The 26217-nt window shown below is 65.4% G+C and carries 29 protein-coding genes and 1 riboswitch; of the genes, 14 read left to right on the forward strand and 15 right to left on the reverse strand.

Annotation, left to right across the window (positions count from 1 at the left end; genetic code table 11):
- The first annotated feature begins 201 nt into the window (after nt 1–201).
- From LOC59_RS00650 to LOC59_RS00660, 3 genes are all read left to right on the forward strand, one after another.
- The gene (locus LOC59_RS00650) at nt 202–2556 is read left to right on the forward strand and encodes a transglycosylase domain-containing protein (protein ID WP_229970169.1); all 2355 of its coding nucleotides are present in this window, start codon (nt 202–204) and stop codon (nt 2554–2556) included.
- Nucleotides 2557–2723: 167 nt separating this feature from the next.
- Nucleotides 2724–3644, forward strand: coding sequence for an ABC transporter ATP-binding protein (locus LOC59_RS00655; RefSeq protein WP_229970171.1), 921 nt, complete (start codon nt 2724–2726; stop codon nt 3642–3644).
- Nucleotides 3641–4522, forward strand: a complete 882-nt coding sequence (locus LOC59_RS00660; RefSeq protein WP_227895916.1) for an ABC transporter permease — start codon at nt 3641–3643, stop codon at nt 4520–4522. The genes LOC59_RS00655 and LOC59_RS00660 overlap by 4 nt, the downstream gene beginning before the upstream one ends.
- A 66-nt stretch (nt 4523–4588) precedes the next feature.
- Here the strand turns inward: LOC59_RS00660 and LOC59_RS00665 are convergent, their stop codons facing one another.
- Nucleotides 4589–5857, reverse strand: coding sequence for an Nramp family divalent metal transporter (locus tag LOC59_RS00665; protein ID WP_227895915.1), 1269 nt, complete (start codon nt 5855–5857; stop codon nt 4589–4591).
- Nucleotides 5858–6006: 149 nt separating this feature from the next.
- Entirely contained in the window at nt 6007–6276 is a 270-nt protein-coding gene (locus LOC59_RS00670; protein WP_229970174.1) for a hypothetical protein, read from the reverse strand.
- A 255-nt stretch (nt 6277–6531) separates the two neighbouring features.
- On the opposite strand from LOC59_RS00670, the gene LOC59_RS00675 reads away from it, so the two are divergent.
- Entirely contained in the window at nt 6532–7008 is a 477-nt protein-coding gene (locus LOC59_RS00675) for a hypothetical protein (RefSeq protein WP_227916791.1), read from the forward strand.
- On the opposite strand, the gene LOC59_RS00680 is transcribed toward LOC59_RS00675, so the two are convergent.
- The 3 genes from LOC59_RS00680 to LOC59_RS00690 form a co-directional block, all read right to left on the reverse strand.
- A complete protein-coding gene (locus LOC59_RS00680) occupies nt 6950–7312 on the reverse strand; it encodes a DUF1622 domain-containing protein (RefSeq protein WP_229970177.1) in 363 nt (120 codons plus the stop codon). The genes LOC59_RS00675 and LOC59_RS00680 overlap by 59 nt on opposite strands.
- Before the next feature lie 86 nt (nt 7313–7398).
- Complete coding sequence (locus LOC59_RS00685) at nt 7399–7713, reverse strand: hypothetical protein (protein WP_227895911.1); 315 nt, start codon at nt 7711–7713, stop codon at nt 7399–7401.
- A gap of 106 nt (nt 7714–7819) precedes the next feature.
- Nucleotides 7820–8404, reverse strand: a complete 585-nt coding sequence (locus LOC59_RS00690) for a hypothetical protein (protein ID WP_229970179.1) — start codon at nt 8402–8404, stop codon at nt 7820–7822.
- Nucleotides 8405–8530: 126 nt separating this feature from the next.
- Between LOC59_RS00690 and LOC59_RS00695 the strand changes: the two genes are divergently transcribed.
- On the forward strand, nt 8531–9739 hold the full coding sequence (locus tag LOC59_RS00695) for an MFS transporter (RefSeq protein ID WP_229970182.1): 1209 nt from the start codon (nt 8531–8533) through the stop codon (nt 9737–9739).
- Here the strand turns inward: LOC59_RS00695 and LOC59_RS00700 are convergent.
- On the reverse strand, nt 9736–11220 hold the full coding sequence (locus LOC59_RS00700) for an amino acid permease (RefSeq protein WP_229970184.1): 1485 nt from the start codon (nt 11218–11220) through the stop codon (nt 9736–9738). The genes LOC59_RS00695 and LOC59_RS00700 overlap by 4 nt on opposite strands.
- Nucleotides 11221–11409: 189 nt before the next feature.
- On the opposite strand from LOC59_RS00700, the gene LOC59_RS00705 reads away from it, so the two are divergent.
- Together LOC59_RS00705 and LOC59_RS00710 are read left to right on the forward strand one after the other, a co-directional pair.
- Nucleotides 11410–12936 carry an acetyl-CoA hydrolase/transferase family protein gene (locus tag LOC59_RS00705; RefSeq protein ID WP_227895907.1) on the forward strand — a complete coding sequence of 509 codons (1527 nt, stop codon included), beginning with the start codon at nt 11410–11412 and terminating at the stop codon, nt 12934–12936.
- 322 nt (nt 12937–13258) lie between these two features.
- Complete coding sequence (locus LOC59_RS00710; protein ID WP_227895906.1) at nt 13259–13540, forward strand: hypothetical protein; 282 nt, start codon at nt 13259–13261, stop codon at nt 13538–13540.
- On the opposite strand, the gene LOC59_RS00715 is transcribed toward LOC59_RS00710, so the two are convergent.
- The 3 genes from LOC59_RS00715 to LOC59_RS00725 all read right to left on the reverse strand — a co-directional run bounded on the left by LOC59_RS00715 (nt 13526) and on the right by LOC59_RS00725 (nt 14934).
- Nucleotides 13526–13879 carry a DMT family transporter gene (locus LOC59_RS00715; protein WP_229970187.1) on the reverse strand — a complete coding sequence of 118 codons (354 nt, stop codon included), beginning with the start codon at nt 13877–13879 and terminating at the stop codon, nt 13526–13528. The genes LOC59_RS00710 and LOC59_RS00715 overlap by 15 nt on opposite strands.
- A gap of 2 nt (nt 13880–13881) precedes the next feature.
- Nucleotides 13882–14196: a DMT family transporter gene (locus tag LOC59_RS00720; protein WP_227895904.1), complete on the reverse strand. Its 315-nt coding sequence runs from the start codon at nt 14194–14196 to the stop codon at nt 13882–13884.
- A 10-nt stretch (nt 14197–14206) separates the two neighbouring features.
- Nucleotides 14207–14272: riboswitch (guanidine-III (ykkC-III) riboswitch) on the reverse strand.
- 41 nt (nt 14273–14313) lie between these two features.
- On the reverse strand, nt 14314–14934 hold the full coding sequence (locus tag LOC59_RS00725) for a flavin reductase family protein (RefSeq protein ID WP_227916784.1): 621 nt from the start codon (nt 14932–14934) through the stop codon (nt 14314–14316).
- A gap of 63 nt (nt 14935–14997) precedes the next feature.
- Here LOC59_RS00725 and LOC59_RS00730 point away from each other — a divergent pair, with 63 nt between their 5' ends.
- Together LOC59_RS00730 and LOC59_RS00735 are read left to right on the forward strand one after the other, a co-directional pair.
- Complete coding sequence (locus tag LOC59_RS00730) at nt 14998–15327, forward strand: antibiotic biosynthesis monooxygenase family protein (RefSeq protein ID WP_227895902.1); 330 nt, start codon at nt 14998–15000, stop codon at nt 15325–15327.
- Between the two features lie 130 nt (nt 15328–15457).
- Complete coding sequence (locus LOC59_RS00735) at nt 15458–15685, forward strand: hexameric tyrosine-coordinated heme protein (RefSeq protein WP_227895901.1); 228 nt, start codon at nt 15458–15460, stop codon at nt 15683–15685.
- Between the two features lie 40 nt (nt 15686–15725).
- On the opposite strand, the gene LOC59_RS00740 is transcribed toward LOC59_RS00735, so the two are convergent.
- On the reverse strand, nt 15726–17159 hold the full coding sequence (locus LOC59_RS00740) for an FAD-binding oxidoreductase (protein ID WP_229970190.1): 1434 nt from the start codon (nt 17157–17159) through the stop codon (nt 15726–15728).
- Between the two features lie 282 nt (nt 17160–17441).
- Between LOC59_RS00740 and LOC59_RS00745 the strand changes: the two genes are divergently transcribed.
- Nucleotides 17442–18467 carry a GTP pyrophosphokinase gene (locus LOC59_RS00745; protein ID WP_227895899.1) on the forward strand — a complete coding sequence of 342 codons (1026 nt, stop codon included), beginning with the start codon at nt 17442–17444 and terminating at the stop codon, nt 18465–18467.
- 111 nt (nt 18468–18578) lie between these two features.
- Here LOC59_RS00745 and LOC59_RS00750 read toward each other — a convergent pair whose 3' ends face one another.
- Complete coding sequence (locus LOC59_RS00750; RefSeq protein ID WP_229970193.1) at nt 18579–20381, reverse strand: NAD(P)/FAD-dependent oxidoreductase; 1803 nt, start codon at nt 20379–20381, stop codon at nt 18579–18581.
- A gap of 227 nt (nt 20382–20608) precedes the next feature.
- On the opposite strand from LOC59_RS00750, the gene LOC59_RS00755 reads away from it, so the two are divergent.
- The gene (locus tag LOC59_RS00755) at nt 20609–20908 is read left to right on the forward strand and encodes a hypothetical protein (protein ID WP_227895897.1); all 300 of its coding nucleotides are present in this window, start codon (nt 20609–20611) and stop codon (nt 20906–20908) included.
- Between the two features lie 140 nt (nt 20909–21048).
- On the forward strand, nt 21049–21516 hold the full coding sequence (locus tag LOC59_RS00760) for a hypothetical protein (RefSeq protein ID WP_229970195.1): 468 nt from the start codon (nt 21049–21051) through the stop codon (nt 21514–21516).
- 9 nt (nt 21517–21525) lie between these two features.
- Here the strand turns inward: LOC59_RS00760 and LOC59_RS00765 are convergent, their stop codons facing one another.
- Complete coding sequence (locus LOC59_RS00765; RefSeq protein WP_229970197.1) at nt 21526–22545, reverse strand: LLM class flavin-dependent oxidoreductase; 1020 nt, start codon at nt 22543–22545, stop codon at nt 21526–21528.
- Nucleotides 22546–22626: 81 nt separating this feature from the next.
- Between LOC59_RS00765 and LOC59_RS00770 the strand changes: the two genes are divergently transcribed.
- Together LOC59_RS00770 and LOC59_RS16820 are read left to right on the forward strand one after the other, a co-directional pair.
- Nucleotides 22627–22983 (forward strand): nuclear transport factor 2 family protein, encoded by a 357-nt coding sequence (locus LOC59_RS00770; RefSeq protein WP_229970199.1) that lies wholly within the window; start codon nt 22627–22629, stop codon nt 22981–22983.
- A 482-nt stretch (nt 22984–23465) separates the two neighbouring features.
- Complete coding sequence (locus LOC59_RS16820) at nt 23466–23699, forward strand: HNH endonuclease (protein ID WP_442860565.1); 234 nt, start codon at nt 23466–23468, stop codon at nt 23697–23699.
- A 3-nt stretch (nt 23700–23702) separates the two neighbouring features.
- Here the strand turns inward: LOC59_RS16820 and LOC59_RS00775 are convergent, their stop codons facing one another.
- The 3 genes from LOC59_RS00775 to LOC59_RS00785 all read right to left on the reverse strand — a co-directional run bounded on the left by LOC59_RS00775 (nt 23703) and on the right by LOC59_RS00785 (nt 26202).
- Nucleotides 23703–24398, reverse strand: a complete 696-nt coding sequence (locus tag LOC59_RS00775) for an HAD family hydrolase (protein ID WP_229970200.1) — start codon at nt 24396–24398, stop codon at nt 23703–23705.
- 140 nt (nt 24399–24538) lie between these two features.
- Entirely contained in the window at nt 24539–25270 is a 732-nt protein-coding gene (locus LOC59_RS00780; protein ID WP_227916777.1) for a DUF3592 domain-containing protein, read from the reverse strand.
- A 257-nt stretch (nt 25271–25527) separates the two neighbouring features.
- Nucleotides 25528–26202 (reverse strand): alpha/beta hydrolase family protein, encoded by a 675-nt coding sequence (locus LOC59_RS00785; protein ID WP_229970202.1) that lies wholly within the window; start codon nt 26200–26202, stop codon nt 25528–25530.
- Nucleotides 26203–26217: the final 15 nt, after the last annotated feature.

Genomic DNA, 26217 nt, shown 5'->3' on the forward strand with positions numbered 1-26217 from the left:
CAGACCGCCGCTGGGATGGGGTGCTGAAGATTAGTTCCTGGGAGGGTCCATGGCCTGAAAACGGCACTGAAAAACATGAGACCTGTCACTCCTGCTGGTGCCGAATTATCCTCCACAAGCGCTCAGGCGCAACGTTACCGTCCAGTAATCGGGCCGCCATCAGCGCGGGATTCCTAGGATGCTGGGTTATGCTCCCATATCATGGCTGCACGTAAACCTCCCGTGTTCACCACGGCAACCACCTTCGGACGCCTGCTCACCTTTTTGGGAGTCAGCGTGCTCTGCGGCGTGCTGACCGCGGGGCTGTTCGTTCCCATGGCGGCAGGCGCCGGATCCGCTGCTTCGGCCTCAATCACGTTCTTCGACGGACTGCCCGCGGACCTGGAGCGTGCCACTTTGGCCCAGCCCACCCGGATCCTCGCGTCTGACGATTCGCTGATCGCCACCCTGTATGAAGAGAACCGCCAGCCGGTTACGCTCGACCAGATCTCTCCGCACATGGTCGATGCGCTGCTCTCCGTTGAGGACTACCGCTACTACGAGCACGGCGGCGTAGACGTGCAGGGTATTTTTGGCGCCATTGCCAGCAACGTGTCCTCCGGAACGAACCGCGGAGCCTCGACCATCACGCAGCAGTTCGTCACTAACGTGCTGGCCAACGGGGCCAGGGAACGCGGCGAAGAAGCGGTCCTCAACGGCAGCAAGAACATTTCGGACAAGGTCCGCGAAGTCCGCCTGGCCATCGCCGTGGAAAACGAGATGAGCAAGGAAGAGATCCTTGAGGGATATTTGAACATTGTTTCCTTCACCGGTGACACCTACGGCGTTCAAGCCGCAGCCAAGTATCTGTTCAACGTCGATGCCAAGGACCTGAACATCGAGCAGAGCGCCCTGCTCGCAGGCTTGGTCAAGGGTCCGAGCGCCTACGATCCCCAGGTATACCCTGAGGCGGCGCTGGAACGCCGGAACCTCGTGTTGGGCACCATGCTGGAGCACGGCAAGATCGATCAGGCGCAGTACGACGCCGCGATCGCCACCGGGATGGACCTCAACATCACCCCGACCCTGAACGGTTGCGTAGCCGCCGAACAGGCGCCGTACTTCTGCTCCTACGTGGAACACCTGGTCCTGAACAGCGAAGAGTTCGGGGACACCCCGGAGGAACGCAGTTCCGTGCTGTACCGTTCCGGCCTGACGATCAAGACGACGCTGGACCCCGCTGTCCAGCAGGCTGCCCAGGATGCCGTCAACGAAACCGCCAACCCGGACACTACGGCCGGCCAGGTGGGGCACTCGATGATCAGCCTGCAGCCCGGTACCGGCAACATCCTCTCCATGGCCCAGAACACCCGCTTCACCCCGGGTGAGAACCCGGGCGACTCGATGCTGAACTTCAACGTCGACCAGTACCAGGACGGCGACCCCACGAAGAGCCTGGGCGGCATCGGAGGCTTCCAGCCCGGGTCAACGTTCAAGCCGTTTACCGTGGCCGCCTGGGTGGATGCGGGCAAGTCGCTCGGCACGCAGCTCGATGGCCGCAAGAAGACGTATCCGCAGGGCGACCGCTGGACGGCCAGCTGCCTCGACGGCGGCGCCTACCCGATCGGGGAGGCGGAGGGTTGGACTCCGCAGAACTACGGCGACACCAACTACGGCGACGCCACAGTGCTCCACGGGCTGGCGCAGTCCCTGAACACCATCACCTTCTCCACCGCCAAGCAGCTGGACCTGTGCCGCATCATGGAGATTGCCGAATCGATGGGCGTCCACAACGGCAAGAGCGCCTCCGGTCAGGAAGAGCCGCTTTCAGTGAAGCCCTCCGCCCTCATCGGTGGCGTGGAGGACGTTTCCCCGATGGCGATGGCCCAGGCCTTCGCCGGCTTCGCGGCAGAGGGCAACGTGTGCGAACCCCGCGCGCTGGTGGAAGTCACCGATGTGCGCGGCAAGACCTATGACGTCCCCGAACCCGAGTGCGAGCAGGTCATCAGCAAGGAAACCGCACGCGGCGTGAACTATGCGACGCAGGAAGTCATGAAGTCCGGTTCCGGCTCCCTCCTGAACTACGGCTTCCAGCCGATGGCAGGCAAGACCGGAACCAACGACTCCCGCTCGCAGACCTGGTTCATCGGCTACAACTCCGGCATGGCCACGGCCAGCTGGATCGGCAACTGGAAGGCCGGAACCGAATCCCTGTCCGGCCTGCAGATCGGCGGACGCCTCTACCCGGAAATTGACGGCTCACTGATCGCGGCTCCGTCCTGGGCAAAGTTCATGCAGCAGGCAGGCAGCCTCTACCCGGGTGAACCGTTCGCAAACCCGCCGGGCAACCTGCTGGTCAACCCCAGCCCGAGCCCGTCCCCCTCCGAGTCGGAAGAGGCAGAAGAGGACGAGGAGACTGCACCGAAGCCGTCGGCTACTGCCGTGCCGCGTCCGACGAAGGCGACGCCCACGCCCCCGGCAGCACCGCCGCCTGCTGTCGAAACGGCAGAACCCGCCGCGTCTCCGGCGCCTGAAGCAGGGGGAGCCGTGACGCCGAGCCCCGGCGCCACCCCGTAGCCCAGCCGGCTGGATTCAAAAAACTCCACGTCAGGACGCAGGGCCCCCTGGTCGGATAGTCTTTCCGGTCAGGGGGCTTTCTGCTGCTCCCGTCCGCCGGGATTCTGCGGACGACTTTCAAAAGGAGCACGGTGACGGCGAACCAGCCTGCCATCTCGGTACGGGGCTTGACGAAAAAATATGGGCCGAAGACTGCCGTCGACGACATCAGTTTCGATGTCGAAGCAGGCAGTGTCTTCGCGTTCCTGGGCACTAACGGCGCGGGAAAGTCCACGACCATCGGATGCCTGACCACGGTCAATCCCTTTGATGCCGGATCGGCGGAGGTCTCCGGACACAACGTGCGCACGGCCGGGGACCGCGTGCGGCGGGACATCGGGGTCGTTTTCCAAGACTCTGTCCTGGACCCGCTGCTCACCGGCCGCGAGAACCTGCGCGTCCGCGCACGCTTCTACTCCCCGGACTCAGCGAAGAACGAGGCGCGGATCAACGAATTGGCAGAACTCGTTCAGCTGGGGGAGTTCATTGACCGCCGCTACGGGACCTATTCGGGCGGGCAGCGCCGCCGGGTGGACATTGCCAGGGCACTGCTTCACGCCCCGCCGATCATCTTCCTGGACGAGCCCACGGCGGGCCTGGATCCGGCCAGCCGGGCGATCGTCTGGAAAACCATCCACGATTTGCGGGATGCGCACGGGCTCACGGTCTTCCTCACCACGCACTACATGGAGGAAACCGAGGAAGCGGACCGGGTCTGCATCATCGACGCCGGCAGGATCATCGCCGACGGCACCCCGGCCCAGCTGCGGTCGGAGTACTCCAGCAGCATCCTCACCGTGACCACCCGCAACCGGCCCGGCCTCGACGCACTGGTCCTGGAACTGGGCGGGCAGCTCAAGGACGGGGACAGCGCGGCGGTGCGCATCGGCGTCGAAACCGCAGACACCGCCCGCCGCATCCTGGAACGGCACGGCGACGACGTCCTGGACTTCGAGTTCCGCCACGGCACCATGGACGACGTGTTCCTGGCCCTGACCGGCAGGGAAGTCCCGGCAGACACCGCAGCACCGGAAGGAACCCAACGATGAACGTCGTCCTGGACATCACCACCCGGAACCTGCGGCTGTTCTTCCGCGACCGGCTGGGCGTGTTCTTCTCCCTCGTCTCCGCGCTGGTCGTCTTCCTGCTCTACACACTGTTCCTGGGCAACCTGCAGACCGAAGGGCTGGGCGAGTCCTTTCCGCAGGCCACCGAGGACGAGATCCGCGGGTTCGTGGACAGCTGGATGTTCGCCGGCATCCTGGGCATCACCACCATTACGACGGCGCTGGGCGCCATGGTTGTGTTCGTGGAGGACTCCGGCTCCGGACGCTTCCAGGACTTCCTGGTCTCGCCGATCCGGCGGGAGAAGCTGATCCTGGGCTATTTGCTCTCCGCGGTGATGATTTCGATGATCATGACCGCCGTCGTGCTGATCGTCAGCCTCGTCTACCTGTTCGTGGTCAGCGGCGTCACCATCGGCGCCGTTCCGCTGCTGCGGATCTGCGGGTACCTGGCGCTGTCCTGCTTCGCATTCTCCGCGCTGAGCGCCTTTGCGGTCTCCTTCATTCGAACCGCCGGCGCGTACTCGGCCCTGTCGACCATTGTCGGCACCGTGCTGGGCTTCATCGCCGGTTCCTATATTCCGGTGGGCAACTTCCCGGAGGGTGTGCGGGAATTCGTGAGTGCGCTGCCGTTCCTGCAGTCCTCCATGCTGGTCCGCCAGGAAATGACCGCGGAGACCCTTCCTGCCATGACCGGGGACCAGCCAGCAGCCATTGAGGAGCTGCAGAGCGTCTTTGGCATCACGGCACAGGTAGGGGACTGGCAGGTGGGCACTGGATATGTGATCTTCGTGCTCGCCGCCATGACCGTGGTGTTCACGCTGGTGGCAGCTATCCGGATCCGCGGACGGGTCCGGGCCTAGCCGAGCGGCTTTCGGGGCCCTGGCGAGCGGCTCGACCAGCTACTGCACGGGAACGCTGGACTGAAGCTAACCGGCTCCGGTGAAGGTCAGGAACAGCAGTGCAACGTTCAGGGTGATGAGCAGGCCGACGACGACGACGCCCAGGACGGTGGTCCACCACCGGTTGCGGTGTTCACCCATCAGATCCGCGCGGGACGTGAGCCAGAGCAGGGGCACCAGGGCAAACGGAATGCCGAAGGACAGCACTACCTGGCTCAGCACCAGCGCCCAGGTCGGATCAATGCCGGCTGCGAGGATGGCCAGGGCCGGCAGGAGCGTAATAAGGCGCCGCAGCAGCATGGGGATGCGGATGCGAAGCAGGCCCTGCATGATCTCGGCACCGGCGTAGGCACCGACTGAGGTCGACGCCAGCCCGGAGGCCAGCAGCCCGATCGCGAAGAGGAAGGCGATGCCCCCGCCGAGTGCGGTCTCGATGGCCGCATGGGCACCGTCGAGTGTGTCTGTCCCGTCCACTCCCTGCAGCGAGGTGGCTGCCAGCAGCAGGATGGCAAGGTTCACTGTTCCGGCGACCACCAGGGCGATCGTTACGTCCCAGCGGGTGGCGCGGATCAGCGTCGTCGTGGTGATGCCCTGGGTCCGTTCCGGAAAACGGTCCCGCGTCAGGGCGGAGTGGGCGTAGATGGCATGCGGCATGACGGTGGCGCCCAGGATTGATGCCGCGAGCAGCACAGACTCTGAACCCTCGAACCGGGGCAGCAGGCCAGTTGCGACGGCGCCCGGGTCCGGCGGAGCAATGAAGACTCCGGCGGTGAAGCCGACGGCAATGATCACCATCATGGAAACAATGACGTACTCGAAGCCGCGGTGCCGGCCGCTGCCCTGCAGCGTCAGGACAGTCATCGATACGGCACCGGTGATCAGCCCGCCCAGCAGCAGCGGAAGGTCGAAGAGGAGCCACAGTGCGACGGCGCCGCCGATCACCTCCGCGACGTCGGTTGCCATGGCAACGAGTTCGGCCTGCAGCCAGTACAGCCGCCGGCCGGCGTTGGACTTCAGGCGGATCCCCACCAGCTCGGGCAGGCTGCGTCCGGTAGCCAGGCCCAGCTTTGCCGAGAGGTACTGCACGAGCCAGGCCATGGTGTTTCCGGCGATGACCACCCAGACAAGCAGATAGCCAAAACGGGCTCCGGCGGTCATGTTGCTGGCTACATTGCCGGGATCCAGGTAGGCGACGCCGGCCACCAGTGCGGGGCCGAGCAGCCAGGGGAGGCGGGGGCCTTTCCTGGTGATGACGGGGTTGGCCGCAGCGTCGGCGGTCGCTGCCTTATCGAGCATATTGCCAACGTAGCACCGCGAGTTCGGGTCGCCTAAGACTATTTGTCAGGAGTGGGGAACACGTCAGCCATTCGTTGCCCAGCTCACTGCATGAAGTTGCCCAGTTCACTGCATGAAGTTGCCCAGCTCACTGCATGAAATCGGTTCCCCTAGCCGCTTTCCGTGGGCTCCCTGGGCCGAAGCTCCTGCGAGCCGGCAGCCTCGGGTACACCGCCTCTGCTGCTGCGGTGGAGTGCGGCAAGCCAGACCAGGGCACCTGCAACCGGGAACAGCAGGATCCCGGTGCACCAGAAGGCTCTCCTGGGGCCGGTGACCCCGTCGGTGTGCCACAGGCTGATGAGCGCGCCGATTGTCAGGGTCACGATGAGCAGGAGCAGCAGTGCGGCTGCTGGAATCCACATGAGGACCTCGACGGGCATGGCGGTACCGGGACGCTTTCGGTCGGTGTCGAATGACGGCGGTGCTCCAAAGGGGGTGTCTATAAAGGCAGCGCCGATGAAGCAGGAGGACAACGTTGTGGGGGGTGTACAGGCCTGAACAGTAGCCGGGCCGGGCCCGTATGCCTTTCATCCTAGGGAGCCGCACCAGGGGGCCGCATCATCCCTGAAGATGACTTCCTTGCCGCCGTGCTCATCCCGTCCGCTGAGGTGGGGCCGCGAACCTAGAGTTGAAGTATGCAACCCCCTTCTTCCCCCGCCCGCGTTCTGTGCGCCGTCATGGCCGCCGTAAGTATTCCCATGGCCCTGGTGATTCCGCTGTGGATTACCGCGGGGCGCATGGCCTTCGGGGTGGACGGGCACCTGGTTCCCATTTTCGCCGTGACGGCAGGCCCGGTCCTGGCGATTCTGATGTTGACCGCGGCGATACGGATCACGGTCAACGCAGCGGCACGCCGGCCGTTCGGTGCGCCGCTGAAAACTTCGTTCCTGCTGCTGGGCAACTACGTCCTGGCGGGAGCCTTCGGTTTCTTCGTCCCGGACTTTGGCGAGGACGGCAGCGGATCGGTGTTTTCGGCCGTTGCCGGAAACGACGTCCTGGGATACTCCGCAGCATTGGCCAACCCGTTCGGCATCGCGACCCTGCTGGTTGCGGTCATCGTGCTGGTGAGGGCTTTTCGGGAACCGGCTGCTGCCATGGCAGCTTCCCGGTGACTTCCAGCTGGAGGGAATAGCTCAGGAATGTACGGATCAGAACGATCACGGCCAGCACCCCCAGGGACTCGAAGGTGGGAGTGACGGCCACGGTGCGGATGATGTCCGCCGCCACCAGCAGTTCCAGACCCAGCAGGATCGCCCGGCCGAGCTGCTGGCGGTACATCTCGTAGACATCGGCGCGCCGCGCCAGAAGACCGCGGGCGGCAATCACGGTGGCCACCACGGCGCCGGCCACAATCGCCGCAACCCCGGCCAGATCCACCAGGGCGCCCGCGGCTTCAATGAGTTCGTGGAAGTCCATACAGCTGATCCGTCCCCTGGGTTCCTGTGGCGCAGGTGCACGCCGGTATTCCACTGAGCTCCGGCGGCGGTTCCTGTGTCAATAACCTAGGCGGCTGCGGCCCCCGGCTGCACTGAAGTGTCGGCATAGTAGAACCCAAAGTCATCGTAGGGATCACGCCAGGCGGACTCGTCCCGCAGGATGCGCACGACGGCGGCGGCCGGCACCCAGCGGTTGTGCGCCTGGCCGTCGTCGTCAATCCAGTGCACCAGCACATGGGTCCGGGTCCAGGCGACGGCTTTGCCGTCCACGGACAGCGCGCCGGCACGGCAGCGGACGTACGGCTCGCGCCGGTACGGAGCGTGGGAGACGCGCGGGCGCTCGTGGGTCGGGGAAGGCATCGGCCGGGCAGTGAGACTCATGCACTCCACTGTGGAGGACGGCACTGACAATGCTGCCTGGTCCGTCTGCCGGGACCTGCGGAAACTGCCGGAACTGCCTCAGCCGACGGCGCCGGGTTGCGGCTGGCTAGGAAGCCAGGTCCCGCCACTTGGCGGCGGCGCGGCTGCCAAGGGCAGAGCCGCTGTCCTTGACCCTGCGGGGAATCATTTTGATGACCGGTGCCAGGTCGGAGCGGACGGAGCGGTGGGGTTCGTGGGTCCGCGGACCCGTTTCGGGCCGCGCCGGCGCACCCGAACGCGCAGGCGCACCCGGCTGCACAGGTCCAGCTGGCCGCGCAGGTCCAGCCGGTCGCTGGGGTCGAATCGAACGGGCAGCTACTCCGGAGCGCAGCTGCTCCACCAGCAGTGCCAGGCGTGCGGGGCCGGACGGCCGCGCGGCGGAGGACGCCGGTTTGGGCGGGCGGTTCATCAGCAGGTAGGACAGCGCCACCGGAGCGACGAGGAGCGAAATCAGTGTCAGCGCGCCCAGCGCGTACAGGGCCATCATGGCGTAAAAGGGGCGGTCGAAGAGGGACGCGACTGCGGAGGCACTGAAGAACAGCATCCAGAGCCAGAACACGCCTACGGCCACCAGGACGGTACGTGCACGGCGAAAGAGCATCACGGAGCGGCGGCGCGCGGAAGGCACGCTCGCCTGAGACTCACTGCCCATTTGGATCTCCCCCAGCTAAGCGGGTCCAATGATGGATGGACCCTAAGGCTGATATTAGTCCCTCTTGCACGTAACTCTGGCTAACACAAGCAACAATGGTTTGTGTCGTTTCACGAAGGGATTATTTTGCGCTCCACGTCAGGTCCGGGTTTGTTGTTTGTGCTGGTCTGCGCCATGGGTGCCGGGCCGGTGATGAACTACGGGCTGTCCGCCACCAGCACGCTCATCATGGCGGACCTCGGCATCAGTGAGACCCAGTTCGGACTGCTTGCCTCCACCTGTTTTGCCAGCGCAGCCCTGTCCTCGATGTCCCTGGGCCGGCTGAGTGACCGCATTTCGGCCCGGTCCCAGCTGGCCATCATTTTCGGCGGCACCGCCCTTGCCCTGGTCCTGATGGCGGTCTCGGGAAACTACCTCTGGCTGCTTGCGGCCGTGCTGCTGTCGGGCCCGGCACAGGCGATTTCCAATCCCACGACCAACCGGGTCATCAGCCACGCCGTGGAGCCTGCCAAGAGGCCCGGATGGATGGGTATCAAACAATCCGGCGTGCAGGCGAGCCAGCTCTTCTCCAGCCTGTTCTTCCCCGCCGCTGCCCTGGTGGCTGGCTGGCGCGGTGCCGCAGCCGGTGCCGCCGTCGTGCTGGCGCTGCTGCTCGCCTATTCCTGGACCCGGCTGCCGCCGGAACCCAGAGTGCCCTCCACGCCCAAGGCCGAGCGTGGACCGGTGGACCGCAGGTTCCCGGCCACTGTCTGGCTGCTGGCCGCTTTCGCGCTGTTTTCCGGTGCGGGGATGCAGGCCACCAACGTCTACCTTCCGCTGTTCGCGCAGCGTGAGCTGGGCTTCTCCCTGGTGATGGGCGGAGTGGCCGCGGCAGCTGCCGGCGTCGTAGGTGTGGCATCCCGCGTGCTGTGGGGACGGCGGATGGCCGAGGGAGTCCGGGCCTCCACGCTCCTGCTCATCCTTGCCGGCGGAGCGATTGTAGGTGCGGGACTGCTGCTGGCTGCCGGACAGACGGGGAATCCGCTGCTGCTGTGGGCCGGAGTGCTCTTCCACGGAGCGTCGGTCCTGGGCGTGAACGTGGTGGTGATGGCCGGGGTGCTCCGTGAAGTACCCCAACAGAGGGTCGGGGCCGCCTCCGGTGCCGTGTCGCTGGGAATGTACGCCGGGTTCGCGGCCGGTCCGCTGGCCATGGGGCTGCTGCTGGAATTCTCCGGCGGTTTCCTGGGCGGGTGGCTGGCGATCGGCGGCTTCTATCTTGCCTGCGTCGGAATAGGCCTCGCCTACCGCCGGGCGGGATCGTCCGGCCGGGCGCTGAAGCCGCTGTCCGCACCCTAGCCGGCGGCGTCGGGCTCAGGGGCCGGCGGGGCAGGGCTGGGGTCCCGTGGTGAGTGCCGCGGGCTGTCCGGGTTCAGCAGCGAATGCTTCCGGCCGTAGAACCAGTAGATGATCAGCCCGATCACCAGCCAGATGCCGAATCGCAGCCAGGTTTCCCAGTGCAGCTGCAGCATCAGGAACCCGGAGGCAAGCACACCGAACGCCGGAATCCAGGGCATCAGGGGGAGGCGGAACTCCCGCGGAGCGTCCGGCTGGGTGCGCCGCAGCACGATCACCGCCACACAGACCACCACGAAGGCCGCCAGGATGCCGATGTTGGTCAGGTCCGCAACCGCCCGGATCGGGAAGAAGCCGGCCAGCACTGCGGAGACTCCGCCGGCAATCCAGGTGACCCGCTGCGGGGTGCCGCGGGAGTCCGTCCCGGAGAACCACCGCGGCAGCAGCCCGTCGCGGCTCATGGAGAACCAGACCCGGGTGACACCGAGCAGGAAGGTCAGCATCACGGTCAGGATGGAGAGCACCGCGAAAGCGGAAATCACGGTGGCGATAACCGGCAGGCCCACGTTCTGGAACGCGGAGGCGAATCCCGCCGTCGGGCTGATCTCGGTGTAGTTCTGCATTCCCGTGAGGACCAGGGTGGCGAGGATGTAGAGGACCATCGCGACGCCGAGGGAGAGCAGGATGGCTTTGGGCATATGCTTCTTGCCGTCTTTCGCCTCTTCGGCGGCGGTGCTCATGGCGTCGTAACCGAAGACGGCGAAAAAGACCGTTGCCGCTCCGGTGAACACCACGCCGAAACCGTTGGGAAGGAACGGCGTGTAGTTGTCGGTGTTCACGAAGAAGATGCCCATCCCGATGATGAAGAGGATCAGCAGCACCTTCAATCCCACTGCCACCAGTTCAAACCGGCCGAACGTCTTGGTGCCGCGGCTCAGGATAAAGGTGATGAACAGGCACACGATCAGTGCCGGCAGGTTTACCAGGCCGCCCTCCACGACGTCGCCCGTTCCCTGCATCCAGACCGGGACATCCAAACCGATCCCGGCCATGAACTCCGTGAAGTACCCGGAAATGCCAATAGCGACGACGGCGACGATCGCCGTGTACTCCAGCAGCAGGTCCCAGCCGATGAACCAGCCGATGACCTCACCCAAGGCAACGTAGCCGTAGGTGTAGGCCGACCCTGCGCGCGGGACCATGCCGGCGAACTCGGCGTAGGAGAGCGCTGCGGCCGCGCTCGCCAGTCCGGCGATCAGGAAGGAGATCAGGACCGCAGGACCCACGCCCTCGGCGTCGGGCCCTCCGTTGGCGACCAGCCCTGCCAAGGTGAAGATGCCGATGCCGATGATGCCGCCGACACCGATCGCTGTCAGCTGCCACAGCCCCAGGCTCTTGAAAAGCTTGGAGCCGGAAACTTCGTCTTCGGTTTCTTCGATGGGCTTGCGCCGGAAAATCGAGGTTCCTCTGTCGTCCACTGACATATCGGCTCCTGGAGTGCGTGGAATGCCTGGAACGCAATGATGTGGAGAAGTATCGTCTTCTCCGGGCATACCCGGAAGCCCCTGCGCCAACTTCGGCCGCAGGGAGGGCTCCGCTGGCGGAGGGGCGGAGTGTGAGGTTCGGCTCACCTGCGGTTAGGGTTGATGGATTCGTTCTGTGAAAGGCCATTAATGCGCGACCGTATTTCCCACCCGGGACTCTCCAAACTTGTGATGACTGCCGAGCAGGCAGCCGCGATGATCAAACCGGGGATGACGGTGGCGATGAGCGGCTTCACCGGAGCCGGCTATCCCAAGGCTGTGCCGGGTGCCCTGGCCGCCCAGATGGAAGAAGCGCACGCCCGCGGCGAGGACTTCCAGATCAAGGTGCTCACCGGCGCCTCCACCGCCCCGGAGCTCGACGGCGTGCTCGCCCAGGCCGGCGGCATGGAACTTCGCCTGCCGTACCAGTCGGATCCCACCCTGCGGAAGCGGATCAACGACGGCGAACTCGAGTACATCGACATCCACCTCGGGCACGTAGCCCAGTACACCTGGTTCGGGTTCTACGGACACATCGACCTGGCCGTTATCGAGGTCGTCGGGATCAACGAGGACGGCAGCCTCATCCCCTCCTCCTCGGTGGGCAACAACAAGACCTGGATCGAGCAGGCGGACAAGATCATCCTCGAGGTCAACATGCAGCAGCCTGCCGCGATGGATGGGATGCACGACGTTTACTACGGCACAGCGCTGCCCCCGCACCGGAAGCCGATCATGCTGGTCAACCCGGACGACAGGATTGGTGAGCCCTACCTGCGCCTGGATCCGGAAAAGGTGATCGCCGTCGTCGAAACGGACGCCCCGGACCGGATGACACCCTTCGCTGCGCCGGATGAAACCTCGCAGATGATCGCCGGGCACCTGCTGGACTTCTTCGAATCCGAGATCAAGGCCGGACGGCTGACCAACAAGCTCCTGCCGCTGCAGTCCGGCGTCGGCAACATCGCCAACGCCGTGCTGGCAGGCCTCTCCGGCGCCGGTTACACCGGACTCACCGCCTATACCGAGGTGATCCAGGACGGCATGCTGGAGCTGATCCGCGACGGCGTGATCCGGGTGGCGTCGGCCACCTCCTTCTCGCTGAGCCCGGCGGGCATTGAGGAGTTCAACTCCAACATCGACTTCTACCGCAAGCGGATCATCCTGCGGACCCAGGAAATCTCCAACCATCCGGAACTGATCCGCCGGCTGGGCTGCATCGCCATGAACGGCATGATCGAAGCGGACATCTACGGCAACGTGAATTCCACCCACGTGGGCGGCACCGCCATGATGAACGGCATCGGCGGCTCCGGAGACTTTGCCCGCAACGGTTTCCTCTCCGCGTTTATGTCCCCGAGTACGGCCAAGGGCGGGAAGATCTCCGGAATCGTGCCGATGGCCAGCCACGTGGACCACACCGAGCACGACACCATGCTGATCATCACCGAACGCGGCCTGGCGGACCTGCGCGGGCTTTCCCCGAAGCAGCGTGCCCGGACGATCATCGAGAAGTGCGCCCACCCGGACTTCCAGCCGCTGCTGCAGGACTATTTCGACCGGGCCAGCCGCGAGAGCGTCGGCAAGCACACGCCGCACCTGCTCGACGAGTCCCTCGCCTTCCACCAGCGCTTCATCGAGACGGGCACCAGCCTCCCCGAGGCTGCGCGCCGCTAGGCCGCTCGGGCGCTCGGCGGCGCCGGGGGTTCCGGCGGGGGTTCCGGCGTGGATTCCCACCGGTTGTGACGGGTGTTACCGGGGGGTCACACCCTTCCCGCGAGTAACGACGGCGTTTTGGGACATCCCCGCCACTTTGGGACATTCCTGCTGTGATGCCGCGCAGGAATGTCCCAAAGCGGAAGGGATGCCCCAAAGTGCAGGGAACTGCCCGCGGCCCCGGGGCGGGTCGGGGTTCCCACACAACCGCGCAAAGCTTGCCCCGTCCGCTGATGCCTGTTTAGGTGAACCCCAACAGCCAGCAGCTATCTCAGGGGGAATCATGGCAGAAGCCGCCGCAGTGGGCATGTACCGGAAGACGCTTTGGGCGGGCATCGCCGTCGGCGCGGCTGGAATTCTGATCGCGCTCCTGACCAACCCGTTCATGGCCAGCTTCGGCGCGCTCACCTACAACGGCGGGAACGGGTTTTTCGTCACCCTGACGCAGATCGTGTTGCTGGCTCCGGGAGCCTGCCTGTCATTCTCGGCGGCCCTGATCGCCGCAGCCCTGGTCATGCGGCACGTGGATAACAACCGGGCAGGGTCCGGCTCAGGAGTCGTGTGACTTTCCGGCGGGTTCAGGCGCGGGCTTGTCCACGAACTTCAGGCCGATCACGCAGCCGATGATTCCGGCCAGGAACAGGACCTTCAGCACGCCGGGTTCCTCCGTGCCGGTGAACATGGCCCAGGCCACGGTGAGCACCGCCCCCAAACCGGTCCAGACGGCATAGGCGGTGCTGATGGGAATGTGCTTCATGGCGTAGCCGAGGCCGGCCATGGACAGGGAGGCCGCCACGGCAAAGATGATCGACGGCGCCAGGACGGTGAACCCGTTGGAAGCCTCGAGTGCGGTGGCCCAAACGGCTTCGAGGGCGGCGCTGAGCAGAAGGATGATCCAGGCCATGGCTATGCCACCAGCTTCAGGCCAACAACGCATCCGACGATTCCCATCAGCAGCACCACCTTGATGACGGTGGCTTTCTCGCCGCCGAAGACCATGGCATAACCGGCCGTGAGCACGGCGCCGATTCCCACCCACACGGCATACGCGGTGCCCACCGGGATGCTGAGCATCGCCCACGCCAGGCCGGCCATGCTGGCGGTCAGTGCCAGGGCGAAAACGAGGGTGGGGAGGGGTTTCTTGAAGTTGTTCGACTTCCCCAGTGCTGTAGCCCAGACGGCTTCAAGCATTCCGGAGGCTATGAGGACAACCCATGACATGGCTAGCTCCTTTGGCCAGTCTTGTCGCGTGCCGGGTACTGAACCGTCGTCCGGGGGCCGGGTGTGCGGGCCCTGATTCCAAGGTAGCAAATCCGGGAATCCCGTGCCGCCGAGCTGTTAGGCGCCCCGGTAGTGCCCGGGCCACTCCTCGGGGCGAATACGCGTGATGTCCCGGACGTCGCCGACGGTGCCCCACTCGTTCAGCCCGAGGCGGGAGAGCGGCCTGAGCTTTTCGATCCTGGGATGGGAGTCGTCGTCGAGGGTATCGGTCTGGACTGCGGCGCACGTGATCTCCCCGTACACAACAAAGCAGTCTCCTACGGGATGGATCTCGTGCAGCCTGCACTCCAGGGCCACCGGCGATCCGGCAACCCTGGGCGGACGCACAGTGGAGCTGGGCTCCCGGGCGATCCCGGCGGCGTCGAACTCGCTGATGTCCGCGGCGAAGCCGGTGCCGGTGGCGTTGATGGCTTCGAAAAGGTTCTCCGGTGCGAGGCTGATGACGAACTCGCCAGTTTCGCGGATGTTGCGCAGCGAGTCCTTCTCGCCCACGGAGGTGAAAGACACCACGGGAGGGTTGACCGAGGCGATCGTGAAGAAGGAGTGCGGGGCCAGGTTGTCCACACCGTCAGCCGAACGCGTGGAAACCCAGGCGATGGGCCGCGGCACCACAACCGAGGTCAGCAGCCGGTAGAAGCTGCGGCCGCCCATGGCTGCGGGGTCGAAATCCGTTCTCATGAATCCGAGCTTAGTGCCACCGCCGCATCGGAGTTGCAAGGACGCCATGGAGATAATGGGGCTATGAGCATCATCAAAATCAATGCAATCACTGTCCCCGCCGACTCCGGCGACGAGCTGGCCCACCGTTTCGCGGCCCGCGCCGGCGCAGTCGACAACCAGGACGGATTTGAAGGCTTCGAACTGCTCCAGCCCACGGATGACCGGACCACGTGGCTGGTTCTGACCCGCTGGCGGGATGAGAAGGCCTTCCAGGACTGGGTCGCATCCAAGAACTTCGGCCACGGCCACGGACACGGCGAGGGAGCGGACAAGGAGCGGCAGAAGCCGGTCGGCGTCAGCGCCGAACTCTGGAGCTACCGCACCGCCGGCGGTAGCACGCCGGAGGCCTGAGCCCCGGCCCGGCCCGGTGGCCTGAGGCCGCAGGGGCGGGGAACCGCCCCCTGGGCTACCGGCCGTCCGCCGGTACTGGGATCGTGGATCAAGGAGCCAAGTACAGCAACCAACAGAAACCAGGTGCAGCATGGAACTGATCCCGGGTAATTCCCTTATCACCGCGACGCCGGAGGAGGGGCGCAAGCTGGCGCTGGATATGGCCCTGCACAGCATTTACGCCATCCAGCCCGACGAGAACGTCCTTAAGGCGGGCCGTGACGTGTATTCGACGGACCCGGAGGAACTGATCGCCTCATCGCAGGTGGTGGCCATCGAGTTTGCCACCATCGCGGCCGCCAACAACTACTGGCGCTGAACTGAACTGAACTGAGAGCGCGCGCGGCTTGCCGCGGTGCTCACGCAGTACCCGGCGCAATGTTGTGGTTGCGGCGAAACAGGTTGCCCGGGTCTACGGACTGCTTCAAAGCCCTGAGCCGCGCCAGCTTGTCGCCGGAATAGACCCCCGGCGCAGCCTGGAGCGGGTCTTCGGCCCCCATGAAGTTCACGTACTGCCCGCCGCCGGCATGCGGTTCCATGTCTGCTGAGAGTCCCCGCACGAACGCCGTGTGGTGCTCGTCGTCGGCCTGATCATTCCAATAGCCGTAGATGTTGAGCCAGTAGCGGGCGTCGCGGACCGGGAACGACGTCGCGTCCTCCGGTATCCGGCCAAACGCACCGCCCATGTGGTGCAGGTCGAACCCGGTGCCGCGCCAGGACTGTTCCCGCGCACGGCGGGCCAGCACGTCGATGAGAGCGGGGTCCAGGGAGTTGAAGGACGTGTTCTTCCAGTAGGCACGGGATCCGTGCGGGAACACGCCGTCCACCGCGGACTGCCAGTCCAGCCACGGCGTCTGCTGCACCAGTTCGGCATCCGGGGCGGCCAGGGCCCGCAGCCGGTCGATGACGGCCTCCGCTTCCGCCTGGTCCTCACCCGCCCAGGCGAAGCCGACCGCCATGATCGGATCATCGCCCTGCTCCCACTCCGCGGGCGGAACCAGGAAGGACACGATCGTGGTGAGCTGATCGGGCACATCGGCGCTCCACGCGGAGAAGGCATGCAGGGCATTCTCGAACCGGTCGCCAAGATAGATCAGGTTCCCGCTGTAGACGCTTTCGGGCAGCGGCCACGCCCGGAACGTCAAGGACGTGACGACGCCGAAGTTCCCGCCTCCGCCGCGCAGGCCCCAGAAGAGTTCAGGGTTTTCCTCTGCGGAGGCATGGACCGTGGTCCCGTCCGCGAGCACGACGTCGGCGCCCAGCAGGTTATCCACGCTGAGCCCGTGCGACCGGGTCATCCACCCGACGCCGCCGCCCAGGGTCAGGCCCGCGACGCCGGTTCCCGAGACCACCCCCAGCGGAACGGCCAGGCCCAGCGGTACGGTCGCCGAGTCGACGTCGGACAGGGTGGCGCCGCCTCCGACGGTCGCCGTGCCCGCTGCCGGATCGACCTCGACGCCCCGCAGATCGCCCAGGTCGAGCACTATGCCGCCGTCGACCGTGCCGTTCCCGGCCACATTATGGCCGCCGCCGCGGACCGCCAGCGGAAGCCCGGTGGCTTGGGCAAAGGCGAGGACAGCTGCAACATCCTCGGTATTCGCGGCACGCACCACGGCGGCAGGCAGCACATCGATCATCCCGTTCCAGACCCGGCGCTGGGCATCGTAGCCGTCGTCACCGAACAGGGTGAGGGATCCGCTGAGAGTATCCGCCAGGGCCGGGTAAAGGCTGTCCGCGGGCTGGGGCCAGGCGACGGCGTTGGGCGCTGCATCAGGAGCTGGAGTCTGGGTCATGGGTTCCTCCGCCTCGAATACACCAGGCCGTCCGGACCGGGGACGGGAAGGCTGGGAATCATGCTCTGCCAATTCTTCGCCTGCCGGGCGCGGCTTTCAACGCTTTTCCGGAACCATAGCCCGGGTCCAACCGGCACCGCCGGGCCGCGGGTCCGCGGGCAGGTGTTGTCTTTGGCCGGAACCGGACAAACACTGGTGGGGTGGGTTCGGCGTCGTACCTTTACCGGAGAGACGGCCGCCGCATCCGCGGTGGGCGGCCCCGCAACCCGGCAAGGAGAAAACGTGCAGATTCCGCCGGTCCACAGCGACCAGGTTGAGCAATGGACCCAGGCCTTCCAAGCCGTGCGTCCGCAGTTTGAGGCAGCTGAGTCCGCCATCCACTCCGCCGTCGTCGCGCGGCTCGGGGATGACGGGCTGAATTACCACGACATCCAGCACCGGGTGAAGGGCCACGGCTCCCTGAACACCAAGCTGTCCCGGCTGCTGCCAGACGGTGCGCCGAAGTACCCGGGCGGGATGCAGGACATTGATGACATCATCGGGCTGCGGGTCATCCTGTTCCTCGAATCGGACATCAGCAGCGCGATTGGGGCGCTCGCCGGAGCCTTTGACCAGCTCGGCCACGTCGACAAAGCCAGCGAGCAGCGCTCCCGCGGAGAGTTCGGCTATTCCGGCCAGCACCTGGTCCTCGCCGTTCCGGCCCGCCGGCCGCCGCCGGGGTGCGACGCGTTTGCCGGCCAGCGGTTTGAGGTGCAGCTGCGCACCATCCTGCAGCATGCCTGGGCTGAGTTCGAGCACGACATCCGCTACAAGAACGGCGGCGAGGTGCCTCCAGAGGTCAACCGGGCCTTCACGCTGGCGTCCGGGCTGATCGAGTTGGCTGACCGCGAGTTCGACACCATCAACGAGGTGGTCACCGCCCAAAAAGCGCTCGACGAACGCGAATCGGTGCAGGCAGCCACGGAACCTTCACTGGAGCTCACCGCTGCTGCGGTCCGGGGCATCCTGGAGCATGAGCTGCCGCAGAATCCGCGCAGCCGCGCTGAACAGTATGAATGGCTGGTTGACGTGCTGCGGGCCAATGGGGTGGATACCGTTCCGCTGGCCTACGCCTTGTTCAAGACGGCGGACTGGGCCTTCGCCGCACGCCGGATCGAGTACCGTTTCCCGCCCGGGCATGTGCGCGCGGCCGACGACGTGCTGCTGCACCGCTTCGGCACCCAGTACGTGGACCGCACGCACTTCATGGACGACGACGGCACCCGCCGCGCCAAGCTGGAGTACCGGCTGCGTCGTCTGGGACCGTAGGGCGTGGTCACCTCCCCCGTCCCCCGCCCCCGCCACCCGCCGAGAGGCCAGTTACGGCTCTTCTCAGCGCTGAAACGAGCCGTAACTGGCCTCTCGATGGGAGGGTGGGGGTCAGCGCGTGTGGTGTACCTCCTGCAGTCCGTACACCGGAGTTGGCAGCCCCTCCATCCGCGCCTTGAGCTGCAGCGCCAGGAAGGTTGAGTAGTGCCGGCTCTGGTGCAGGTTTCCGCCGTGGATCCAGAGGTTCTCCACGTTGGTCGGTTTCCACATGTTGCGCAGCTCGCCCTCCCATGGGCCCGGATCCTTGGTGGTGCCGGAGCCGTAGCCCCAGCACTTGCCTACCTGGTCGGCAACCTCCGGGGAGATCAGGTCCGCCAGCCAGTTGTTCATTGACCCGTACCCGGTGGCGTAGATGATGATGTCCGCGTCCAGTTCCGTCCCGTCATCGAGCACCGCACCGCTGCCGGTGAGCTTGGCGACCTGGCCCTGCTTCAGCTTCACCCGCCCGTCGATGATCAGCTGGGAGGCGCCGACATCGATGTAGTAGCCGGAGCCACGGCGCAGATACTTCAGGAACAGGCCGGAACCATCTTCACCGAAATCGAGGTCGAACCCCGCCGCGCGGAGCTGGTCATAGAATTCGGCGTCGTGCTCGGCAATGGTGTCGTAGATCGGGATCTGGGCGTCGGGCAGGATCCGGTAGGGGAGCGAGGCGAAGAGCATGTCCGCTTTTTCGGTGGTCGTGCCGGCGGCCAGCGCCCGCTCGGAGTAGAGGTCCCCGAGCGCGAACTCCATCAGCGAATCGCTTCGGACGATATGAGTGGAGGAGCGCTGCAGCATGGTGACGTCCGCACCGTGTTCCCAGAGATCGGCGGCGATGTCGTGGGCCGAGTTGTTCGAACCGACGATCAGGGCCTTCTTCCCGGCCTGGTCTCCGCCGCCGGGGTACTGCGAGGAGTGGTACTGCTCGCCGAGGAAGGCCTTGGCGCCGTCGAACTCCGGCACATTGGGGTAGCCGGAGACTCCGAGCGCGAATACCAGCTGCTGCGGACGGAGCGTGACCTCTTCACCACGCCGGCGGACCCGCAGTTCCCAGCTGCCGGCGTCGTCGTCATATGCGGCGCCCAGGCACTCGGTGCCGGACCAGTAGTCCAGCTCCATGATCGCGGTGTAGTGCTCCAGCCAGTCTCCGATCTTGTCCTTGGGAGCGAACACCGGCCAGTCATCGGGAAACTTGAGATAGGGCAGGTGGTCGTACCAGACCGGGTCGTGCAGGGCGAGGGACTTGTACCGCTTGCGCCACGAATCGCCGGCGCTCTCATTCCGCTCGATCACGATGGTGGGCACGTTCAGCCGCCGCAGCCGCGCGGCCAGGCCGATGCCGCCCTGCCCTCCGCCCACGATCACGCAGTACGGCTGATCCTCATAGCCCAGCCGGGCCTGGTGCTCCTGTTTCTGCTCGAGCCAGGACTTTCGCCCGCGCTCGATGGTGTGTTCCACGCCCTTGGGCCGGTTGGCGCCTTTCTGCTCTTCGAAGCCCTTCAGCTCCTGCATAGTGGTGAGCAGGGTCCAGGCCTTGCCGTCGCGCAGCCGCAGGTGTCCCCAGCCGCGGGAGGGTGCGGTCTCGAACGTAATCCATGCTTCGGTGACACCGTCGTCTCCCGTCGCGGGTTCGGCCAGGGTCCAGCCGGTGGGCTGCACATCGTCAAGGACAGCTTCCAGCATTTCGGCGATCTGCTGCCGTCCGTCGAGGGTTTTCAGGTTCCAGGTGAAGGAGACGAAGTCCCGCCAGAGTCCGTCTTCTTCGAACAGATCTGCCGCCCCCGCGGCATTGCGGTCCTGAAGCGCGGAATTGAATGCGGCAAGCCAGGCTTCCACACCCCGGTCCAGATCTGCCTGTGCAGAATCAGCCATCTCCACTCCCTTGTGGTTCGGTTCTTGGTGCCCTCCAGTAAACGCCGAGCTGCCGCTGATAGGTAGGGTCCCAAACGGAATTTGCCGCACTCTCCCCTCGCCTGACCCCAACCGCCGCCCCAACCGCCGAGAGGCCAGTTACGGCTCTTTTCAGCACTGAAACGAGCCGTAACTGGCCTCTCGATGGGCGGGGTTAGGCTGGAAGGAGTCCAACCCAAGGAGAAATCGTGGCATCTTTGCTGACCCCGCTCATCACGTCCGCCGGCCTGATCGGCGGCTACAAGACTGCCCGCGACACCGGCAACCGGCAGCTCGGGGGAGCCGTCCTCGCCGTTGCGGGCGCAGCTGCGTTTGCACTCTGGAAGCGCGACGCCGGCACCGGCACCGCCGTCGCCCTCACCACCACCTATGTGGCAGCCTTTGGGCTCTCGCATCCCCTCGCCAAGAAGATGGGCGCCTGGCCGTCGGTCTACACCGTCACTGCGGCGACCGCGCTCGCGTCCCTGGTTTTCGGCCGGAAGAAGTAGCCCCCTCTTCCTCCGCCGAGAGGCCACTTATGGCCCGTTTGAGGGCTCAGAGGAGCCGTAACTGGCCTCTCGATGGGGATGACGACGCCGGGGCGCGGCGCGCTGAGATCGCTGGGACAGCTGGTGTTACGATCACCGCCATGCACCGACGCCGATCCCTGCTCGTCATTCCTGCCACGCTCTCGATCGGTCTGGCGTCCTGCGCCTCACCAGCCGAACCCGACTGGGATACAGCCCAGGCCCAGGCGGACGCCTTCATCGAGACTGCCGCGACGAGTCAGAGCTCCCTCGGTGCCGGTACTTGGCGCGCCACACAGAGCGAGGAAGTGCCATTTGACGGAGTGACTCTGAGCTATCCGGCGGAGGCTCGCATCGAGGGCATCAGTGTGGCCTGTTTCGGCGGCGGTGAAGCCAGCTTCGGCGCCATGGTGCGCGCAGAGTCCTCATGGAGCGGCATCGACCCCTTCACTCTGACCTGCGATAATCAACCGCGCACGGTACCGCTGGCCGCACCGCTCGAGCAGATCAACGCAATCCGCCTGAACGGTGGTGTCGAAGACAGCGCCGGTGCAGTGATCGCGGCCGCCGTCACGGGAGCCACTGAATAAACCCCCGGGCTACCGCCACCCGGCGTCGGGAGCCACGAGCTTGACGATGTTCTCCAGCAGCGCCGCGTTGTAGTCCACGCCCAGCTGGTTCGGCACCGTGACCAGCACGGTGTCCGCCAACTGGACAGCGGCGTCGGCGGCCAGTTCCTTGGCGATGACGTCCGGTTCGCCCACATAGCTGCGGCCGAACCGGGCCAGTCCGCCTTCCAGCCGGCCCACCTGGTCCCGTCCTTCAACCTGGGCGCGGACACCGAAGTAGCGGCGGTCGGCGTCGGAAACCAGGGGAATGATGCTCCGGCTCACGGAGACCTTGCCCTGCCCGGGATGGCCGGCAGCCTTCCACGCTTCCTTGTAGACGTGAATCTGCTCGGCCTGCAGCTCATCGAAGGGGACGCCGGTGTCCTCGGTCAGCAGGGTGGAGCTCATCAGGTTCATGCCCTGCTCGCCGGTCCACTTAGCCGTTGCCCGGGTGCCTGAACCCCACCAGATGCGTTCGCTGAGGCCTGGGGACTGGGGCTCGATGGGCAGCAGTCCGCGGTGCCCGGTCATCTCCGGGTTGGCGGGCGCCATGCCGCGGCCGGTGATGGCCGCGCGGAAAACATCGGTGTGGTGCCGGGCCATATCGGCGTCGGTCTGTCCCTCGCCGGGTACATAGCCGAACGACTCAGCGCCGCGCAGCGCAGGCTCGGGGGATCCCCGGCTGATGCCGAGCTGCAGCCTGCCGCCGCTGATCAGATCCGTTGCCGCGGCCTCCTCCGCCATATACAAGGGATTTTCATAGCGCATGTCGATCACGCCGGTGCCCAGATCGATCCGGGACGTGCGAGCAGCCATCGCGGCGAGCAGCGGGAACGGCGAGGCCTGCTGCGGGGCGAAATGGTGCACGCGCACAAACGCTCCGTCAGCGCCGACCTCCTCGGCCGCGACCGCCAGGTCGATGGCCTGCAGCAGCGCGTCACCGGCCGTCGGCGTCAGCGACCCCGGAACGTCCTGATAGTGGCCAAAGGAAAGGAATCCAATCTTCTTCACGTTGGTGTTAGCGTCCGGTGCACTGCGGATATTCCGGCCGCCCCTGTTTCCTCCCGCTGACCCGGACTACAGTGCCGGACCATGGCAAACGAACTTGTGGAACTGGAGACGGCCGGCTGGCACGCGCTGTCCACCGGGCCGGCGGCGGCAACCGCGTTCTATGCCCGGGTGCTGGCCCGGGAGCCCGTAGTTATGCTGACCAACGGCCTGCGGATCACGGACCGCCAGCAGATCATCGATTCGATGGGCGGGCCGCCCTGGTCGGCGTTCGAGATCATCGATCCGCTGGAGAACTACCTGGGGAACGACGTCGGCGTCCTCACCTACAAGGTGCGGGCCGACCGGGAGGGCATTCCTTACACGGCCTTGCCGAGCAGTGTGTATGCGAAGGAGGACGGCGAGTGGAAGCTTGCCCTGCACCAACACACGCCGTACTAGCCTTTCAGGGCTGGGAGGCGGGCTGACCGCAAACGAAAACACTGCACATAACGCTTTGAAGACATGACGGTGAATCACACCGAGGATAGGAGCCGAACCGATAGCGTGGTCACAACAATTCGCTGTCACAAGTTTCGGCGGCCAATGATCATGGGGTAATGAGAATGCTGTGGAAAGCTGAAAACGTCGCGTTTGGTCACCGACGTGGTTTTTGGACGGCGAATGGACCAGCCTTACTCACAATTGGCCGAAGGGTCTATGAACTGAGAAAGATCTCAGCTCAAGAATTCCGTGATCATCAGGACAGGCAAATGCGGTACCCCATGCTGGTTGCCCGGATCGGAGACAGGCGCTACTGGCACTACAGGAACGAATTCTTTTGGGAAACTGACAGATTGAACCCCGATGAAGTGTATGCCCTGGTAGAAATGAAAGAACGCCGAAAAAGGCAACACCTGGAAAGGGCCCAGACGGTGGTCGCGATGGGCTCTGCTCCCAGAGGAACTACGCGTCGAGAATACATACCGGACGATTTGAAGGTGCTGGTATGGACGCGAGACGGAGGTCGTTGCCAAGGGTGCGGGTCGAGTACGGAACTGCAGTACGATCACATAATTCCGGTGTCCTTGGGTGGGAATAGCAGCGAAAATAACCTACAAATCCTATGTGGGCCTTGTAATCGCCGTAAGTCCTCGGGTCTCAGGGACCGTAACTAAAAACTACGCGAAAGTTGCGTTTCGCTCCACAACCAGCGCCTGCAGATCAGCAACGGTGCGGCCGGCCAGGGTCTCCCAGCGCGTAATGCCAGGCTGCTCCGGCACCTCGACGGCGTTCGGAACGGTGAGCGTCACAGCGCCCGATGCCTTGGCCGAGGCGACGCCGGGAAGCGAATCCTCCACCGCGACCACGCGGTCCAGGTCCACGGATGCCCCGAGCTCTTCGCCCATCAGCTTCGCCGCCAGCAGGTAGGGCTCCGGATCGGGCTTGCCCAGGGAGACCATCTCCCCGGTGACAAGGAACCGGAAAGTGCCCTCGGGCAGCTGGTCGGCGACGACGCGGGCCAGCAGGGTCTCGCTCATGGTGACCATGGCGCAGGGAATCCCTTCGGAGTGGAGATCGGCAAGCATCTCACGGGCACCCGGCCGCCACGGAGTCTTCTGCTGGACCGCGCGGACCACGCTCTTCAGCAGCTCATCGAGGATCTCGCGGATGCCCAGGTCAGCGCCCGCCGCCTGCAGTGCACGGGCTGAATCGGGCAGGGCATTGCCTACCAGTTCCATGGCCTGCTCATCGCTCCAGCGAACACCGAACCGGGCCATCAGCTCCTTCTCGGCGGCGAACCAATACGGTTCGGTGTCCACGAGCGTGCCGTCCATATCCCAGAGAACAGCCTGCAAAGCGGGATGTGGCGACAAAGATTCCTCCTGGACAGGGGCCGCAGGATCCTGCGGCGCATACAGCGGATGGGCGTGTTGACGACGGCGAATGCCCAGACTGATCGTGGCAGGACACCGCAGTTCCGTCAAAACCTGCGTTCCGCCAGGCCGGCGACGGACTAGAGTGCTTCAGCCTTGCGCCGGCTGCTGCGGGCAACGAAGTAAATGGCCGCAGGAACAGCCGATATCGCCAAGCCTGCGATCATCAAGAACCACGTGGCGCCGTTGACGGGGCTGGTCCGATCTTCAAGGTACGGGCTGAGAACCACGATTTTCTCGGGAGCAGCCGGATCGGCATACAGCTCCACCAGTTCCCCAGGCTGCCATTCAGGTTCGGGATATCCGTCTTTTGAGTGGGACCGGTGTTCCACCGTCCCCGAGAATGAACCCCCGCCCACCGAATAGCTGACAACAGCTGCTGTCTTGGTTGTGTAGGACCGGTCGCTGTTTCTGGGGTGCCGCGTCGATGTCTCGGTCGAAACCGATTGCACCAGGGCCTGGACCTGGACCCCCTCAGCGGAGAGCCGGTAGTACTCCCTGTTGTCGAGTACCGTCTTTACGGTCCAGCCACCGAAGACCAGGAGGGACAAAATGGTCAGGGCACCAGTCACACGCTGCACCACGCGCATATTCCGCGCCAGCCGCACCCCATTCCACCCCGGGGCGAAGTAGCCGTTGCCGGCGCCGTCGTTCAGGTAGATTCCGCGCCATGCGTGCCGGCCATAGGCCACCTCCATGGCGTACTTGCTGGTATTGCGGTGAGGGGAGCGGGTCCAGCCTTCGGGTACTACGAACGCCTTGGGCCCCGTCGGCGCACTGTCCGCCTGCGGCCTGGTGTCACTGTTTTTCACCATGGCAGGATACCGGCAGTTCGGGAATACTCGTGCAACCTTCGGGGAGCTGACGTTCTTTAGCACCCTGCTTGACGAACCCGCGGGGAGTAAACGTTCTTTCGGAGCGCCCCAGGGGACGTTATCTCCCCGAAGGTTTGGGCGGACGCCCAGCAGGGGACGTTATCTCCCCGAAGGTTTGGGCGGACGCCCAGCAGGGGACGTTATCTCCCCGAAGGTTTGCGCCAGGCGGCGCAGCTCGCGCCCCGCCGCGGGAACTAGCGCCCAGGCGTGTGCGCCCGCAGGAACTCCAGCACCGGCGCCGCCAGAGACGCCCCGATCACATCCTGCGGCCGCTTGTTCCCGGCCACCTCGAACGTGTGGTTTCCGCCTTCGATACGCTCGACGACGGCGTTCGGCCCGATCCTTTCGGCCACCGGTTCCAGCTCACCCGGGAGGGCAAACGGATCGCGGGTGCCCTGCAGGAACAGCATGGGCAGGGTCAGCCCGTACATGTGCTCGTCGCGCAGCTTGTCCGGCTTGCCCGGCGGGTGCAGCGGGTAGCCGAGGAACACGAGTCCGGCGGCCTGCATACCCTCGGCCACGGCCATGGACGCCATCCGCCCGCCGAAGGACTTCCCGCAGGCCCAGACGGGGACACCGCCCGCGTTGTCTTCGGCCGCGAACATCACTGCACGCCAGGCCGCAATCGCTGCCGGTGCGCGGTCCGGGAACTTCTTCCCTGCTTCCCGGTAGGGGAAGTTGAAGCGCCAGGTGGCCACGCCGCCGTCGTTCATTGCATCGGTAAAGCCGGTCAGGAAGGGATGCTCCATGCCGGAGCCGGCTCCGTGCGCCACCACCATGGACGCCCAGGCATCGGATGGCCGCGCATAGGCAGCGGAGACGGTGCCGTCCCCTACATTGACGGTTAGTTCTTCGGACTCCAGTGGCATGCGTTCCAATCTACG

Origin of the sequence: Arthrobacter sp. zg-Y916, assembly GCF_020907385.1 — a bacterium.
GTDB lineage: Bacteria > Actinomycetota > Actinomycetes > Actinomycetales > Micrococcaceae > Arthrobacter_B > Arthrobacter_B caoxuetaonis.